We start from the raw sequence: 14462 nt of genomic DNA, 5'->3' as shown, positions 1-14462 counted from the left end.
GAGAACGCTATGCGCCAGTATTTAGACCTACTCCAACATATTCTTGACCATGGTGGCGACAAAGGTGACCGTACCGGAACAGGCACACGTTCAGTGTTTGGGCACCAAATGCGTTTTAACCTTGCACAAGGTTTTCCACTGCTGACTACCAAAAAAGTACATTTCCGTTCTATCGTAATTGAGCTGTTATGGTTTTTAAAAGGCGATACCAACGTCAAATATCTACAAGAACATAAAGTCAGTATTTGGGATGAATGGTCTACCGCAGAACAAACCGCGCGCTTTGGTCGTCCTGAAGGTGAACTTGGCCCAGTGTACGGACATCAATGGCGTAATTTTGGTGCAACACAAAAAGCCGATGGTCTGTATGAGCAAGATGGTTTTGACCAAATTGCATGGTTAATCAATGAAATTAAAACCAATCCAAATTCACGTCGTTTAATCGTGTCAGGCTGGAACCCGAAAGAAGCAGGTCAAGTTGCTTTACCGCCTTGCCATACTTTATTCCAGTTTTTTGTGCACAACGGCAAACTCTCATGCCAGCTATATCAACGCAGTGCCGATGTGTTTTTAGGCGTGCCTTTTAATATTGCCAGCTATGCTTTACTAACCCACATGATCGCGCAAGTCTGTGATTTAGAAGTCGGAGATTTTGTCTGGACAGGTGGCGATACGCATTTATATGCCAACCACTTTGAACAGGCACAGTTACAGCTAAGCCGTGAACCACTGGCGTTATGTCAGTTAAAACTCAATCCTGAAATCAAAGATATTTTCGATTTTAAATTTGAAGATATTGAAATTGTAGGCTATGAGTCACATCCTGCAATTAAAGCACCTGTCGCTGTTTAATTGCCTGTTGCTAGATTTATCATCTCAACATTTAAATTGCCCCAACGTCCCCAAAAGATGCTTGGCAGACTAAGAAAATACGAGCCGAATTATGTCATTTCAAAATTTAGAAGTTGTACACGTAGTCGCTATGGATCAACAACGCTGCATTGGTCAGGGTAACCAATTGCCGTGGCATATTTCGGCAGACTTAAAACACTTCAAAGAAATCACCCAAGGTGGCGTGGTGATTATGGGACGCAAAACCTTGGAGTCGATGGGACGCACCCTGCCTAAACGTGTCAATTGGGTGATTACCCGCGACCCAAACTGGGCATTTGAAGGCACAAAAGTGGCGCATAGCATTGAAGATGCCTTGCAACAAGCCGTTGCCGATGTTCAAGCCTCAGAAAAACCAAACACTTTATTTATTATTGGTGGTGGTGAAATTTTTAGCCAAACCATGCCGATTGCTGACCGTTTGGAACTGACGCATATTGAATTGGATGTTCAGGGAGATGCGCATTATCCTGCCATTCCTGCCGAGTTTAAAAAAGTGGCCTCAGAACAGCATGTCGATGAAAAATCAGGGATTGCCTTTGAGTTTGCCCGCTATCAAAAATAATGCTGACAGCCTTGGCAATATTTGATTATGATGACTTAAACGGAATTTAACTTTGCCTCAGGAATGGCGGATGCTGCATTTCATCTTCAGTTTAGGTGTCGTTCTTTCTTCTATTTGGCTCAGTATGGCCTTGTGGATTCATCAGCCTTTGGGTTGGTTAATGAGCCGTGTGCTGATTGGGACTTGGCTAGCCTTCACCCTCAGCATTTTGGGCATTTATATCACTCAGCATTTGCTCAGTCGCAATCAGGATATTTTGGTTTATCTTTTGGGTTTTACCTTGGGGCTGTTTTGGTATTTTGGGATGGATGCCAAGCAAGACCGTGACTGGAACCCTGAAGTAGCCCGTATGCTGCATTATGAACAAGTACAAGATCAGGTCACGCTGCACAATGTCCGCAATTTTGACTGGCATGCCGATGGTCGCTATACCGAACGTTGGGAAACCCGCCAATTTAACCTGAAACAGATTACGGGGGTGAATATCATCACCTCTTACTGGATGGGGCCAAAAATTGCGCATACCTTAGTCAGTTTTGACTTTGCCGATCAAGCGCCACTCACCTTTTCCATTGAAATTCGCAAAGAAAAACACGAAGAGTTTTCTGCGATTGGTGGCTTCTTTCGGCAATATGAACTCAGCCTTGTCGCTGCCGATGAAAAAGATATCATCTACACCCGCAGCAATATTCGGGGTGAGCAAGTTTATTTTTTCCCGATCCAGCTCAATCCACAAGAAGCACAAGCACTGTTTCAGGAATATCTGCATAAAGCCGATGCTTTAGCCGCCAAAGCGCATTGGTATAATACGTTGACCAGTAATTGCACCACGCTGCTGTTTGACATGATTCAGGCAGTATCTCAAAAACGTTTCCCTGCCGACTATCGTCTGTTTGCTTCGGGTTATTTACCCAATTATTTATATGATTTGCATGCGCTGGATCATCGTTGGGATATGCAAACTTGGTATCAACGTGCCCACATTAACCCACGTGTGGAAAACTTAAAAGATATCCACAGCCAAGACTTTTCCGCGCTCATTCGACAAGGCGTGCAGCTCGATTCTTCAGCAAACATCAGCACGCCTTATTCGCATCCGACTTATCAGAACAAAGTGCTGCCCTGACCTATTTTGGTCATTTTGCGCAGATACAATCAATTCAGAGAAAAAACCACACCATATCTTGGAAAAAGTTGCAGCAAACATACAAATTTAACTAGAGCCACGGCGCATAATTTGTTTAGATAGCAACAATTTCAAAAAATTAGAGATCATTCCATGCTAAAAAAATACTTCGGGATCACCTTATTGGGTGCAATGATTGCTTTATCAGGATGTGAAACTATGCCAACTCAAACGAGTGCAAGCCAAATTAGCGCAATCAATCAAGCCAACTTAGTACAACGTACATGGACTGCTACGCAATTGGGCAACAGCATGTTAAAAACAGAAGCAAACCGCCAAAACTTGCCATATTTAAACTTTGATGCCGCCACACAAACAGTCACAGGTTCAGATAGTTGTAACCGACTCAGCGGTAGTTATGTCGCAGGACGTGACACCCTACAATTGGGGCAATTGGCAACCACGCGAATGGCTTGCTTAAATAACAACAACTTAGATCAGAAATTTCATGAAGCCCTAAATAAAGTGACGCATTATCAGGTCTATGGTAAAACCCTGAAATTGCTAGATCGCCATGGAAATTTACTGATTCAATTTGAAACACCAACGGCTGCACGTTAACGGCTAAGCCTAATAATAGACAGGCTTAAAATGGTTTATTCATAAAATATAAGGACAAAATCATGCAACAAGCATTGTTTGGTGGCGGATGTTTCTGGTGTGTCGAAGCCGTATTTTTACAACTGCAAGGCGTAGAAAAAGTCACCAGCGGTTATGCAGGTGGACATACCTTAAACCCAAGCTATGAAGATATTTGCCGTGGCGACAGCGGACATGCAGAAGTCATTTTGATTGATTTTGATGAGCAGCAGATCAGCTATTCACAATTACTTGAGGTGTTTTTTGCCACACACGACCCAACCACATTAAACCGTCAGGGCAATGATGTCGGCACACAATACCGCTCTGTGATTTATTATTTAGATGCTACACAGCAACAAGCTGCCACCGAGATGATTGCAGCATTACAAGCTGAAGGTGTGAATGTTGTGACTGAACTCAGTGCAGCACCTGAATTTTACCCTGCAGAAGACTATCATCAGAATTTCTTTGCCAAAAATCCAAATCAGGGCTACTGCAATTTTTCCATTCCACCGAAACTGAATAAATTACGCAGTAAATTTCAGCATTTACTGAAAGTATAACCATTGGATTTAAAAGCAAGTACAAAACGGTGATACTCATCTTTTGATGACATCACCGTTTACACCACTATTTATTTTACAAAAGTCGTCCAGACAAATGCCTGAGTACGTCCTTGTAAGGTCATCTTCAACTGATCGCCCGACTGTAATGCTGCCACCCCTGCAGGTGTACCAGTCATTACCACATCACCAGGTTCTAAACTAAATACTTGGCTAATATCTGCCAACAATGCCACAATATCAAAAATCAATAAACTGGTATCGCCTTGCTGACGTAATTCATCATTAATGTCCAAACAATATTGCACGTTTTTCCAGTCCTGAATTTCCGATACATCCACCCAATCTGCCAACACACAAGAACCGTCAAACGCTTTGGCTCGTTCCCACGGCTGTCCTTTTTTCTTAAGTTCATCCTGCAATTCACGCAAAGTTAAATCCAAGCCCAAAGTCACTGCACCTACAGCATCCAATACTTTGGCAGGATCTGTGTCTGCATTTAAAGGCTGGTCAATGCGTAAACTCAATTCACATTCATAGTGACAATTGCCCCAGACCTTATTCCACGTAATCCCATCACTTAAACTGCGTAAACTGCTTGGCGGTTTAATAAATAACACAGGATGATCAGGTACAGCATTACCTAATTCTTTGGCATGGTCTGCATAACTGCGACCGACACAGACAATTTTAGATGGACGTGTACTCATGATCATCCTCGAATAACTCGTAAATTGGGAAAATTAGAACTTACTTTTTAAAAGTATTTTCAAAAACCGTTTGTTCTGCAGGCAGATTAAATGCACGTTTCGGTACAATCACCACTGTACGATTTTTTAATTCCAGCATATAGGTGAGTTTACCCACAGCGAAATTTTGCACCTCGTTATAATGAAATACCTGTTTACGACCATTGGCATACAGCTCGGCATAGTCCTGAAATAAATCAATGCCTTGCTCGCTTTTTCCAAATTGGTATTTTACAAACTGGCGTTTAAACATCATTGGCAAAAACCAATAACGCATTAAAGTTTGCAAGATTAAAAAGAAAGCACCGAGTGCAACATAATAGCGACCTACCCCATCGAAGCCCAAATAAAAGCCCCAAGCAATAATCGCCACACTAATCAACGGTGTAATAAAACGGGTAAATTGTTTTTTACCAAAAGTCGCAAGGGCAAAGCCGTCTTGAGATTCTTCTAAATTTAAAAAATAGCGCAAAGACAATGCTGGCTGCGTGTCAGACATAAGCTCATCATCAAGTCATTCAAATTGAGCTAAATCTTACACTAGATTGAGCACTTTCCTTATTTTTTTCGTGTTTATTCGCTCAAAGCCAGACGTAAAACAATGGTCATGCTTTTGACACAAAAATTTCATCATTTTTAGATAGTGTAGATGCAAAAAAACCGCATCAAAAGTGCGGTTTTTTATTTCAAGTTGGTGCGCTCAGAGAGATTCGAACTCCCGACCCCTTAGTTCGTAGCCAAGTGCTCTATCCAGCTGAGCTATGAGCGCGACGACTTGATGGGGTGCATTATACGTGTTTTTTTCTGGCTGTTAAGTATTAATTCATCATTTTGCAATCAAATGCACAGATATTGGACGATTCAAAAGAATTTTAACGTAAAACCATGAGTACGCTATTCTTTTTAATAAACTGATTATTGTTTGAGTTTACTAAATTTCAGGCACAAAAAAGCCGCATTTAAGCGGTTGATTGTTTAAGTTGGTGCGCTCAGAGAGATTCGAACTCCCGACCCCTTAGTTCGTAGCCAAGTGCTCTATCCAGCTGAGCTATGAGCGCATTACTTGTGTGCCAATTTAGGCGATACGTTACTGTTCGGTTTACTTATTGGTGCGCTCAGAGAGATTCGAACTCCCGACCCCTTAGTTCGTAGCCAAGTGCTCTATCCAGCTGAGCTATGAGCGCGACATAAGTAAAGCGTGGCGGTGAGAGAGGGATTCGAACCCTCGATACAGTTACCCGTATGCGTCCTTAGCAGGGACGTGGTTTCAGCCACTCACCCATCTCACCGTAACGTGCCGCCATAATACAAATTAAGTGCTAGCACTGCAAGCTTCGATACCACAATTTTTGCATATTTTTGCTCAATTAAATATTTTTTAAACAATTTTCAGGATTCATCACCAGAATTACGCCTGAACTTTTGGCAATCGCTGCACAAAAACTAGAAACATCGTAAAATAACGACAGAAAACACATTATTGCAATCATTTACGTGCAGTCTTTCCGTACATGACTTATGCTAAACCTATCTTCTGACATGAAGTTTATTCCATGATGAAAAATTGGGTCGATCCTGAAGCGAAAGCTGAAGCCGAACGCTACGAAAATCCTATTCCAAGCCGTACCTTAATCTTAGAAACCATTGAAACCTTGCAAGCGGCACAGTCACATGCAGACTTGGTAGAGCATTTTGCGATTGCCGATCAAAAAAGTATTGATGCCCTGAGCCATCGTTTAATTGCCATGGTACGTGATGGTCAGCTCATGAAAGATGGATTCAAGTTCCAGCTGGCTGCAGAACAACCGACTCATGACGCCACGGTTTACATCAACAGTAAAGGTTTAGGCACAGCCAATATTGCAGGTCATGAAGATATTTTATTGCCTGAACGCGAACTACGTTTGGTGTTTAATGGCGATCAAGTCAAAGTCCGCCAGACATCGGTAGATCGTAAAGGCAAGGCATGGGGGTTTATTACCGAAGTCACCCAGCGTCGTGTCAAACAAATCATTGGTAAATTGTCAGAATACGATGGTGAATATTTTATTCAGCCTGCCCAGCCAAATAGCCATCAACCCATTACCCTTGAAAAAGAATTAATTGAACATGCCCAAGTTAAATTGAGCGATTCTGTGCGCATTGCGATTGACGACTATCCAACCCGCGAAGAATTTGCCACAGGACATATTATTCAGTCGATGGCAGACAAAGCCGAAACTGAAATTATTATTCCGCAAACCATTTTAGAATTTGGTCTGCCGTATGAATTTCCTGAAGATGTCATTCAAGAAGCCGAAAGCTTTCAAGAACCGACAGCCCAAGACCGTGAAGGACGTGTTGATTTACGCGATTTAGCCTTAGTGACTATTGATGGTGAAGATGCCCGCGACTTTGACGATGCGGTATACGCCGAAAAACGTCCAGGCGGTGGTTACCGTGTCGTAGTCGCAATTGCCGATGTCAGCCATTACGTCCGCACAGGCAAACCGTTGGATGATGAAGCTCAGGAACGTGGGACTTCAGTCTATTTCCCGCATTTTGTATTGCCGATGTTGCCTGAAGCTTTATCGAATGGCTTATGTTCGCTGAATCCGCAGGTTGACCGTTTGTGTATGGTCTGCGATTTAAAACTGTCACGCGCAGGTCGGGTCACAGGTTTTGAATTTTATCCATCGGTCATGCATTCCAAAGCACGTTTAACCTATACTCAAGTGGCACAATATTTTGAGGGTGATAGTGCGGCAATTCCAGAAGATCGGGAGGTGTGCAAATCATTAAATACTCTGTTCCAACTGTATCAAGTGCTGAAAGGTTTACGTGCTGAACGTCATGCCATGGAGTTTGAAACCGTTGAAACCTACATGACCTTTGATGAGTTAGGTGGAATTAAAGAAATTTTGCCGCGCAGCCGTAACGATGCGCATAAACTGATTGAAGAATGTATGTTACTCGCCAACGTCGCAGCAGCAGAATATGCACTCAAACATGATGTGCCGATGCTGTACCGTGTGCATGAACCGCCAGAGTTTTCACGTATTCAAAAAGTCCGTGATTTTGTCAAATTACTTGGGCTACATTTTCCAGAACAACCCACTCAGGCCGACTATCAAGCGGTGATTGAAGCCACTAAAGATCGTATTGATGCACCAAGTATTCACGCGGTGTTATTACGCTCAATGATGCAAGCCTATTATGGCGCCAATAATTCAGGTCACTATGGTTTAGCTTACGATGCCTACACGCATTTCACTTCACCAATCCGTCGCTACCCTGACCTATTGTTGCATCGTGCCATTAAAGCGCATTTAAAACAAAAACCATCACCACTTTCGGGCGCAGCTTTAGATGATGCAGGCGAACATTATTCTGCAACTGAACGTCGTGCCGATGAAGCCTCACGCTCTGTCACCACATGGCTAAAATGCCACTATATGCAGCAGCATTTGGGTGAAGAATTTGTGGGCGTAATTTCTGCAGTAGCCGAATTTGGTTTATTTGTTACTCTCAAAGACCTTTATGTCGATGGCATGATTCATGTCAGCCAGTTGGGCGATGACTTCTTTGTATTTGACCAAGCCAGCCAAAGTCTAATTGGACAAGCACGTGGTCAAAGCTTTAGCTTGGGCGATGAAGTTAAAATTAAAGTCGCGGCTGTCAATTTAGAAGATCGCAAAATTGATTTTGAGCTCATGCAGCAACTCACCCATGCAGGTCGTGCTATTCGTATGCGCGCACCGCGCGTGGCAAAACCGTTCAGCCGTGAAGCCACTGAAGAAGTTTTTTCTGAGCGTCCAAGCAAGGCGACTTTAAGTGAAAACGGTGAGCAACCTGTGCCGAAGAAAAAGCCAAAAAGCAAACCGAGCTCTTACGGTAAAAAAACCTCAGCGAAGTCGGAAGCTAAACCGAAAGACAAAGCCAAAAAAAAGACCAAGGTGAAAAAGAAAAAATCCAATGCCAAAGCAAAGGGTGAGTAAATTTTACTAAATAAAAAAGAGTGCTACGGTGCTCTTTTTCATTTAATATATCTCTATAAAAATAAACCACTTAAAAATCATGACATCACAGAAAATTACTAAATACTATTACCATGAATATGTAATATGCTTAGTCTTTGTACTTAGTATTTCAGCACTGATTGCTCTCTTTTTTATAGACTTCACCCCAACAAATCAAGTCAAAATCACAGCCTTCATTGTTGCAACGTTGATTTATTTGGCTGTTTTGATCTACTTTTATGTTCTGCATAGATACGGACAATGGATCATTCCACGTACATGGACAAATGTACAAAAAAAGCCAAAATTCTATTTTTTACTCCTCTTCCCTATTTTTGTAATTCTGTTTCTTTACTTAAATCTAGTTGTCTATCCTCCTCTGCTTCATACCCTAGTTTTGGGTACACCTACTGTGGTGACATTGGAAGCAAGCGCTGTTAAAAAACATGGTAAAAAAGGAAGTGTCTACTATTCTATTGAAACACCGTATGACTCTACTGGTATGTTTCGAATCAATGTAGATGAATATGAACACTACAAAAATCAAAATCTATTCATAAAATTATCGGTCATTGAGGGTCGCTTTGGCACCTACATCCAAGATATTCAATCTATCCACGGTGAAACAAGAGCGAATAAATAGCACCCAAGGCTTGATTTATCCTTCTAGAAGCCTTACTTCTACAAATAACACAGGAAATAAATCGGCAGACCGACATGACATTAGAAAAGGCAACTTTGCCTGTTCCACAATTTGATCAAATTACCCTGGCAGATTTAAAACAAAAAATTGAGCATGCCATTCAGCAGGGACAAAACTTTTTAAATAATCTGACTGCAGTACCTGAAAATACGACGGCGCAATTAAATGTTTTAGAACAGATTGATCAGCTCGAAAATAACATGAGCGAAGCATGGGGCGTGCTGTCACATTTAAATGCGGTCATGAATAATCCTGAAACCCGCGAAGTGTATCAAGCGCTGTTACCAAGTTTAAGCGACTACTACACTCAATTGGGTCAGCACACGGTGTTGTATCAAAGCTATCAACATATTCACGACGCCAACACCTTTAAAGATTTGCCTGCTGCACAACAAAGCGCAATTCAACTGGCATTGCGCGACTTTAAACTGTCAGGTGTGGCCTTAGAAGGTGAAGCTAAAAAACGCTATGCTGAAATTTCAGCGCGTTTATCGCAACTGTCATCAGACTTTTCCAATCATGTATTGGATGCCACCCAAGCCTATTACAAAGTATTGTCCGAAGATCAGCTCAAAGGTTTACCGCCAAGCAGCGTTGAATTGCTGAAACAATATGGTCAGCAACGCGAATTGGAACAAGCTGTGGCAACACTGGATATTCCTGCCTATTTAGCCATTATGACCTATGCCGATGATCGTGCTTTGCGCGAAACCTTGTATCAGGCATACACTACTCGCGCGTCCGATCAATCAGCCCAGTCTGAATTTGACAACACCCCGATCATGGAAGAAATCTTGCGTTTACGTCAAGAAATGGCGCAATTGCTCGGTTTTAACAACTATGCAGAATTATCCCTTGCCAGCAAAATGGCACCAAGTGTCGAAGCAGTCGATCAATTCCTGCGTGAACTGGCAGAACATGCTCGTGCACCTGCAGAACAAGAAATTGCCGAACTCAAAGCCATTGCCGCCCAAGATGGGATTGATACCTTACAACCGTGGGATACAGGCTACTATTCTGAAAAATTAAAATTACAGCAATTTAACCTTTCACAAGAAATGTTAAAACCATATTTCCCTGCACCGAAAGTGGTTGAAGGTCTATTTAGCATCGTCAAGCGTTTATACGATATCGATATTATTGAGCGCGCTGCCCCTGTTTGGCATCCTGATGCACGTTATTTTGAACTTGAAGATCAAGGTCAAGTGATTGGTGGTTTTTACTTTGATCTATATGCCCGTACAGGCAAACGCGGCGGCGCATGGATGAGTGGTTTCCGTTCACGCATGCAATTGGCACAAGGTTTACAAAAACCAATTTGCTATATGGTGTGTAACTTTACCCCACCTGTTGCAGACCAACCCGCGCTTTTAACGCATGATGAAGTCATCACCCTATTCCATGAATTTGGACATGGCTTACATCACATGCTAACTGAAGTAGATAATATTGCTGTGGCAGGTACACATGGTGTCGCTTGGGATGCGGTGGAATTACCAAGCCAATTCATGGAATTTTGGACTTGGGATCAAGATAGTTTAGATATGCTGAGTGCGCATATTGAAACCCAAGACACCCTGCCAGAACACCTGCTTAAAGCACTGTTAGATGCACGTTTCTTCCAGTCGGGAATGCAGAGCCTGCGCCAAATTGAATTTGCCCTGTTCGATTTAAGTATTCATCGCAGCAACCCTGCTTTAAATGCGGAACAGATTCAAGCCATGCTAGATGATATTCGTCAAAACTATGCCGTTGCGCCAACTACAGCTTACAACCGCTTCCAGCACAGCTTCAGCCATATTTTCGCAGGCGGCTATGCTGCAGGATATTATTCATACAAATGGGCAGAGGTTTTGGCCAGCGATGCCTTTGATCGCTTTGAAAATGAAGGGCTATTTAACACCGAAACTGGCAAGCAGTTTAGACAGTTTATTCTAGCAGTTGGCGGAAAAGATTCAGCGCTTGACGCATTTATCAATTTCCGCGGACGCGAGCCAAAAATAGACGCACTATTACGTCATCAAGGTTGGACGAACATAGTCAAAAACGCTTAAACTAAGAACTTTAGATGAAGTTAGGGGAGTCGTGATGACCATTAAACGTCGTTTCATTGCAGGCGCAAAATGTCCGAAATGTCAGGCGATGGATCGGGTTGTCATGCTCACCGCTGACGAAGCTGAATGGATCGAATGTATCGAGTGTGATTATACGGAAAACCGTCCAACACATATTGATGAACCTGAAATCCCAGAGGTTTCAGATGAAATTGGGGTGATCCAGTTTAAGCCGCGTCAGTCAAAGTAAAACAATAAGGTTCAACAACGCATGACTGAAGATCAACGACATAACCCTAAGCTCTTATGGGCCATTACGGGCGGGTTAATTATTGTCATTATTGCCGTATTTATCTTTCAATGGATGGGCGATAGCGACAATACTGCGCCTATAGAAACTGCCCCAACTACGGCGTCTGTAGCGAAAGCTGTACCTGCTGAAGCAACGCCATTGCAAGAAGATGAAGCAGCACCAAAACAGTTGGTCACAGAAGATTTACTCAAAGCACCTATATCTGAGAATGCAGCGCTTGCCAAAGAAGAAGTGGCTAAATTAGATGACATTCAAAATCAGCTGAATGATCAACGTGCCTTATTAAAACAGCAACATAACGATGCTGATGAATTGATTAAACTGAAAGAAGAACAAATCAAAATACTGGAAGCCCAACTGGCACAGTAAGCCTCCTCTGCTTCACATCAGTCATTTTAAAATACGATAAAGGGTCAGTGTTGTAGCCAATTTAAGCTAGAATAGCCAGAGGTTATTCTGGCTTTATTTGTATGACATCTTCTGGTTCTGCCCAACAAAATTTGCACAAAGCAATTATGCTGTTGACCTGCTCTGCCTTTCTGTTTTCACTCATGGGAGTGTGCGTTCGTTACGCCTCAGAAACGGTAGATAATGCCACAGTGGTATTTTTCCGTAATTTCATTGGTTTGTTTATTTTTATCCCGCTCATTTTCAATAAAGGCTTGGGCTTTTTTAAAACTGAAAAGTTATGGATGCACACTTGGCGTTCGGTGGTCGGCTTAACCGCCATGTATGGTTTTTTCTACGCGATTGCCAATCTAAAACTGTCCAATGCGATGGTCTTTACCTATTCATCGCCTATTTTTATTCCCTTAATTGCATGGCTATTCCTTAAAGAAAAAATCACCAAACCGATGCTATGGGCTGCGTTCATTGGTTTATTTGGCGTGTTATTTGTCGCCAAACCCGATGCAGGTATGTTTAATAGCATGTCCGCAATTGGACTCAGTGCCAGTTTTTTAGCAGCGATGGCTTTTGTCACGGTACGCGCCCTGACTCAAACCGAACCGCCTGAACGCATTGTGTTTTATTTTTGCATGATTGGGACACTCATTTCTGTTGTACCGATGTTCTGGTCATGGCGTCCTTACAACTTAAAAGAATTGAGTTTTTTAATTGGTGCAGGATTGCTGGCCAATATCAGTCAGATCTTTATGTCCAATGCCTACCGTCTTGCCCCTGCTGGGCAAATTGGCCCTGTCAATTACATTGCGATTATTTTTGCAGGGATTTGGGGCTTTAGCTTTTGGCATGAAACGCCAGACTTATTTAGTTTAATTGGCTTTGCCCTAATTTTGCTTGCCATTATTTTGTGCAGTCCACTGTTACAAAAACACCTGAATCATCACTCCCCGCATTCATAATGCTGCTTTGTATTCCCTGCATATCAACCTATTAAAAAAACACCCCGTAGTGAACCACAGGGTGTTTTTAAATAATAAGATGACAGTGATTAAGTATCCATGTGCTTATTCATACCAGCCGAATAGCTTGAACGCATACGGTGCATAGGCAATAATCAACATCGCAGGAAGCATCACAATCATAGGCAAAATCCAACGCTCATAACGATAATAGAACGATTTATGACGAACTTCTGCATCGGCTGCAGCGACTTCTTCATCTCCAATCGACTGCCTTGCCAATAAGTGATTCAGCGCTACAGGTGGCGTCACATAGCCTAATTCAAAACCAATTAGGGTAATCATCCAGAAATGCGCAGGATGTATCCCATATTGATAAGCTACAGGCGCAACCGTTGCAGAAATTAGAATCACCGCACCGAATGGATCCATAATCATGCCCACAAAAATCATCAAGGCAACAATCAGGCTAATCACAATAAAGATGCTGCTAATGTCGGTTGGGAACGCTTCCATAATTTCAATGCGTTCTAAATAGCCACCTACACTGACTGAAAGCGCCATCAAAATTACCAATGCCCCAATATGTCCCACCGTTTCACTGGTCGATAAATGCAGAGCTTTGAAGAAACCATACTGACGCAATGGTGAATCAGGTGCAGTCAATAATGAGCGCTCAGATGAAGCTGCTGTCTGTTGTGCTACAGGCTTGTGATCTAAAGTCTGATCCCACTGCCCCATGGCTGGAATAGGCGCAGGTTCATGGCGCAATTTATCAAACAACACCATCATCAATAAAATAACCGGCATCATTACAGGTGCAGTAAATTCATTCATATTGGTGTCTAAAGCATATTTATAGAACAACCAAATCAACACAAAAATGAGGATATATGGTAGTACAGGGCCAAAAGCACGTAAGGACAATGGCGCAGCTATGTTCGGTGCAGCAATGCGGAATTTATTTTCAGCAAAGAACAACGAAATCACTAAAAATAGGGTTGAAGTCAGTAGGAACACATACAAACCATAGTGATACAGCATGTCCGTTGTGACTTCTTTATTCAGCGATGCCACCACAACAATCAATAGGCATGGACGAAGCACGACCCCCATTGAACCCGACATAGCTGTTGCCGCCAGTGCAAACTGACGTCGTCCACCCGCATTCCAAACTTCTTTATAAATGATCGCACCTGCAGCAATGACAAAAATCCCCGATGCACCGGTATAAGCCGTTGGTAATGCAGCAGCAATCAGAATCAGCCAGGTTAAAGTTTCAGGTGCCAAATTCCACGGACGCAGAATATTCAGGAACAAATCCACAATTCGGGTTTGTTTGAGCAACATCCCCGCCCAAATAAACAAAGCCAAGTTCAAGAAAATACTAGAGAATTCGACCAGTTGCCCTAGGTAAATCCCTTGCCCCATTGGATAATCCATCAGGAAGGTAAAAGAGAAACCCGTACTAATTGCCATATAGGCATACAAAGG

General features: G+C 42.5%; 14 protein-coding genes and 4 tRNA genes. 11 read left to right on the top strand and 7 right to left on the bottom strand.

Annotated features, from left to right (window positions below):
- The first annotated feature begins 9 nt into the window (after positions 1–9).
- The 5 genes from thyA (at position 10) to msrA (ending at position 3787) form a co-directional block, all read left to right on the top strand.
- Positions 10–852, top strand: coding sequence for a thymidylate synthase (thyA, locus tag FTU35_RS05275; protein ID WP_004974795.1), 843 nt, complete (start codon positions 10–12; stop codon positions 850–852).
- Between the two features lie 91 nt (positions 853–943).
- Complete coding sequence (locus FTU35_RS05270; protein WP_004974792.1) at positions 944–1456, top strand: dihydrofolate reductase; 513 nt, start codon at positions 944–946, stop codon at positions 1454–1456.
- 70 nt (positions 1457–1526) lie between these two features.
- On the top strand, positions 1527–2582 hold the full coding sequence (locus FTU35_RS05265; protein WP_180044017.1) for a DUF4105 domain-containing protein: 1056 nt from the start codon (positions 1527–1529) through the stop codon (positions 2580–2582).
- A 153-nt stretch (positions 2583–2735) separates the two neighbouring features.
- Positions 2736–3203 carry an META domain-containing protein gene (locus FTU35_RS05260; protein ID WP_004974787.1) on the top strand — a complete coding sequence of 156 codons (468 nt, stop codon included), beginning with the start codon at positions 2736–2738 and terminating at the stop codon, positions 3201–3203.
- Positions 3204–3265: 62 nt separating this feature from the next.
- Positions 3266–3787 carry a peptide-methionine (S)-S-oxide reductase MsrA gene (gene msrA, locus FTU35_RS05255; protein WP_070153293.1) on the top strand — a complete coding sequence of 174 codons (522 nt, stop codon included), beginning with the start codon at positions 3266–3268 and terminating at the stop codon, positions 3785–3787.
- 71 nt (positions 3788–3858) lie between these two features.
- Here the strand turns inward: msrA and FTU35_RS05250 are convergent, their stop codons facing one another.
- The 6 genes from FTU35_RS05250 to FTU35_RS05225 form a co-directional block, all read right to left on the bottom strand.
- A complete protein-coding gene (locus FTU35_RS05250) occupies positions 3859–4497 on the bottom strand; it encodes a fumarylacetoacetate hydrolase family protein (RefSeq protein WP_179997259.1) in 639 nt (212 codons plus the stop codon).
- 40 nt (positions 4498–4537) lie between these two features.
- Positions 4538–5035, bottom strand: coding sequence for a YcxB family protein (locus FTU35_RS05245; protein ID WP_096901373.1), 498 nt, complete (start codon positions 5033–5035; stop codon positions 4538–4540).
- A gap of 193 nt (positions 5036–5228) precedes the next feature.
- A tRNA-Arg gene (locus FTU35_RS05240) sits at positions 5229–5305 on the bottom strand.
- Between the two features lie 212 nt (positions 5306–5517).
- A tRNA-Arg gene (locus FTU35_RS05235) sits at positions 5518–5594 on the bottom strand.
- A 49-nt stretch (positions 5595–5643) separates the two neighbouring features.
- A tRNA-Arg gene (locus FTU35_RS05230) sits at positions 5644–5720 on the bottom strand.
- Between the two features lie 15 nt (positions 5721–5735).
- Positions 5736–5825: transfer RNA gene (locus FTU35_RS05225), tRNA-Ser, on the bottom strand.
- Between the two features lie 264 nt (positions 5826–6089).
- Here FTU35_RS05225 and rnr point away from each other — a divergent pair.
- The 6 genes from rnr (at position 6090) to FTU35_RS05195 (ending at position 12968) form a co-directional block, all read left to right on the top strand.
- A complete protein-coding gene (gene rnr, locus FTU35_RS05220) occupies positions 6090–8513 on the top strand; it encodes a ribonuclease R (protein ID WP_180064558.1) in 2424 nt (807 codons plus the stop codon).
- A 79-nt stretch (positions 8514–8592) separates the two neighbouring features.
- Positions 8593–9177 carry a hypothetical protein gene (locus FTU35_RS05215; protein WP_111885424.1) on the top strand — a complete coding sequence of 195 codons (585 nt, stop codon included), beginning with the start codon at positions 8593–8595 and terminating at the stop codon, positions 9175–9177.
- Positions 9178–9251: 74 nt separating this feature from the next.
- Positions 9252–11291 carry a M3 family metallopeptidase gene (locus FTU35_RS05210; protein ID WP_180064557.1) on the top strand — a complete coding sequence of 680 codons (2040 nt, stop codon included), beginning with the start codon at positions 9252–9254 and terminating at the stop codon, positions 11289–11291.
- 40 nt (positions 11292–11331) lie between these two features.
- A complete protein-coding gene (locus tag FTU35_RS05205) occupies positions 11332–11541 on the top strand; it encodes a YheV family putative zinc ribbon protein (protein WP_171324836.1) in 210 nt (69 codons plus the stop codon).
- Between the two features lie 21 nt (positions 11542–11562).
- Positions 11563–11973, top strand: coding sequence for a hypothetical protein (locus tag FTU35_RS05200; protein ID WP_004974772.1), 411 nt, complete (start codon positions 11563–11565; stop codon positions 11971–11973).
- Between the two features lie 101 nt (positions 11974–12074).
- Entirely contained in the window at positions 12075–12968 is an 894-nt protein-coding gene (locus tag FTU35_RS05195; RefSeq protein WP_180064556.1) for a DMT family transporter, read from the top strand.
- Between the two features lie 105 nt (positions 12969–13073).
- On the opposite strand, the gene FTU35_RS13565 is transcribed toward FTU35_RS05195, so the two are convergent.
- Positions 13074–14447 carry a TRAP transporter large permease subunit gene (locus FTU35_RS13565; RefSeq protein WP_373682943.1) on the bottom strand — a complete coding sequence of 458 codons (1374 nt, stop codon included), beginning with the start codon at positions 14445–14447 and terminating at the stop codon, positions 13074–13076.
- Positions 14448–14462: the final 15 nt, after the last annotated feature.

It is taken from the genome of Acinetobacter sp. YH12095, from assembly GCF_013419245.1.
GTDB lineage: Bacteria > Pseudomonadota > Gammaproteobacteria > Pseudomonadales > Moraxellaceae > Acinetobacter > Acinetobacter towneri.
Note: the sequence above shows the minus strand (reverse complement) of the source record. Positions and strands in the feature narration are given on the sequence as shown.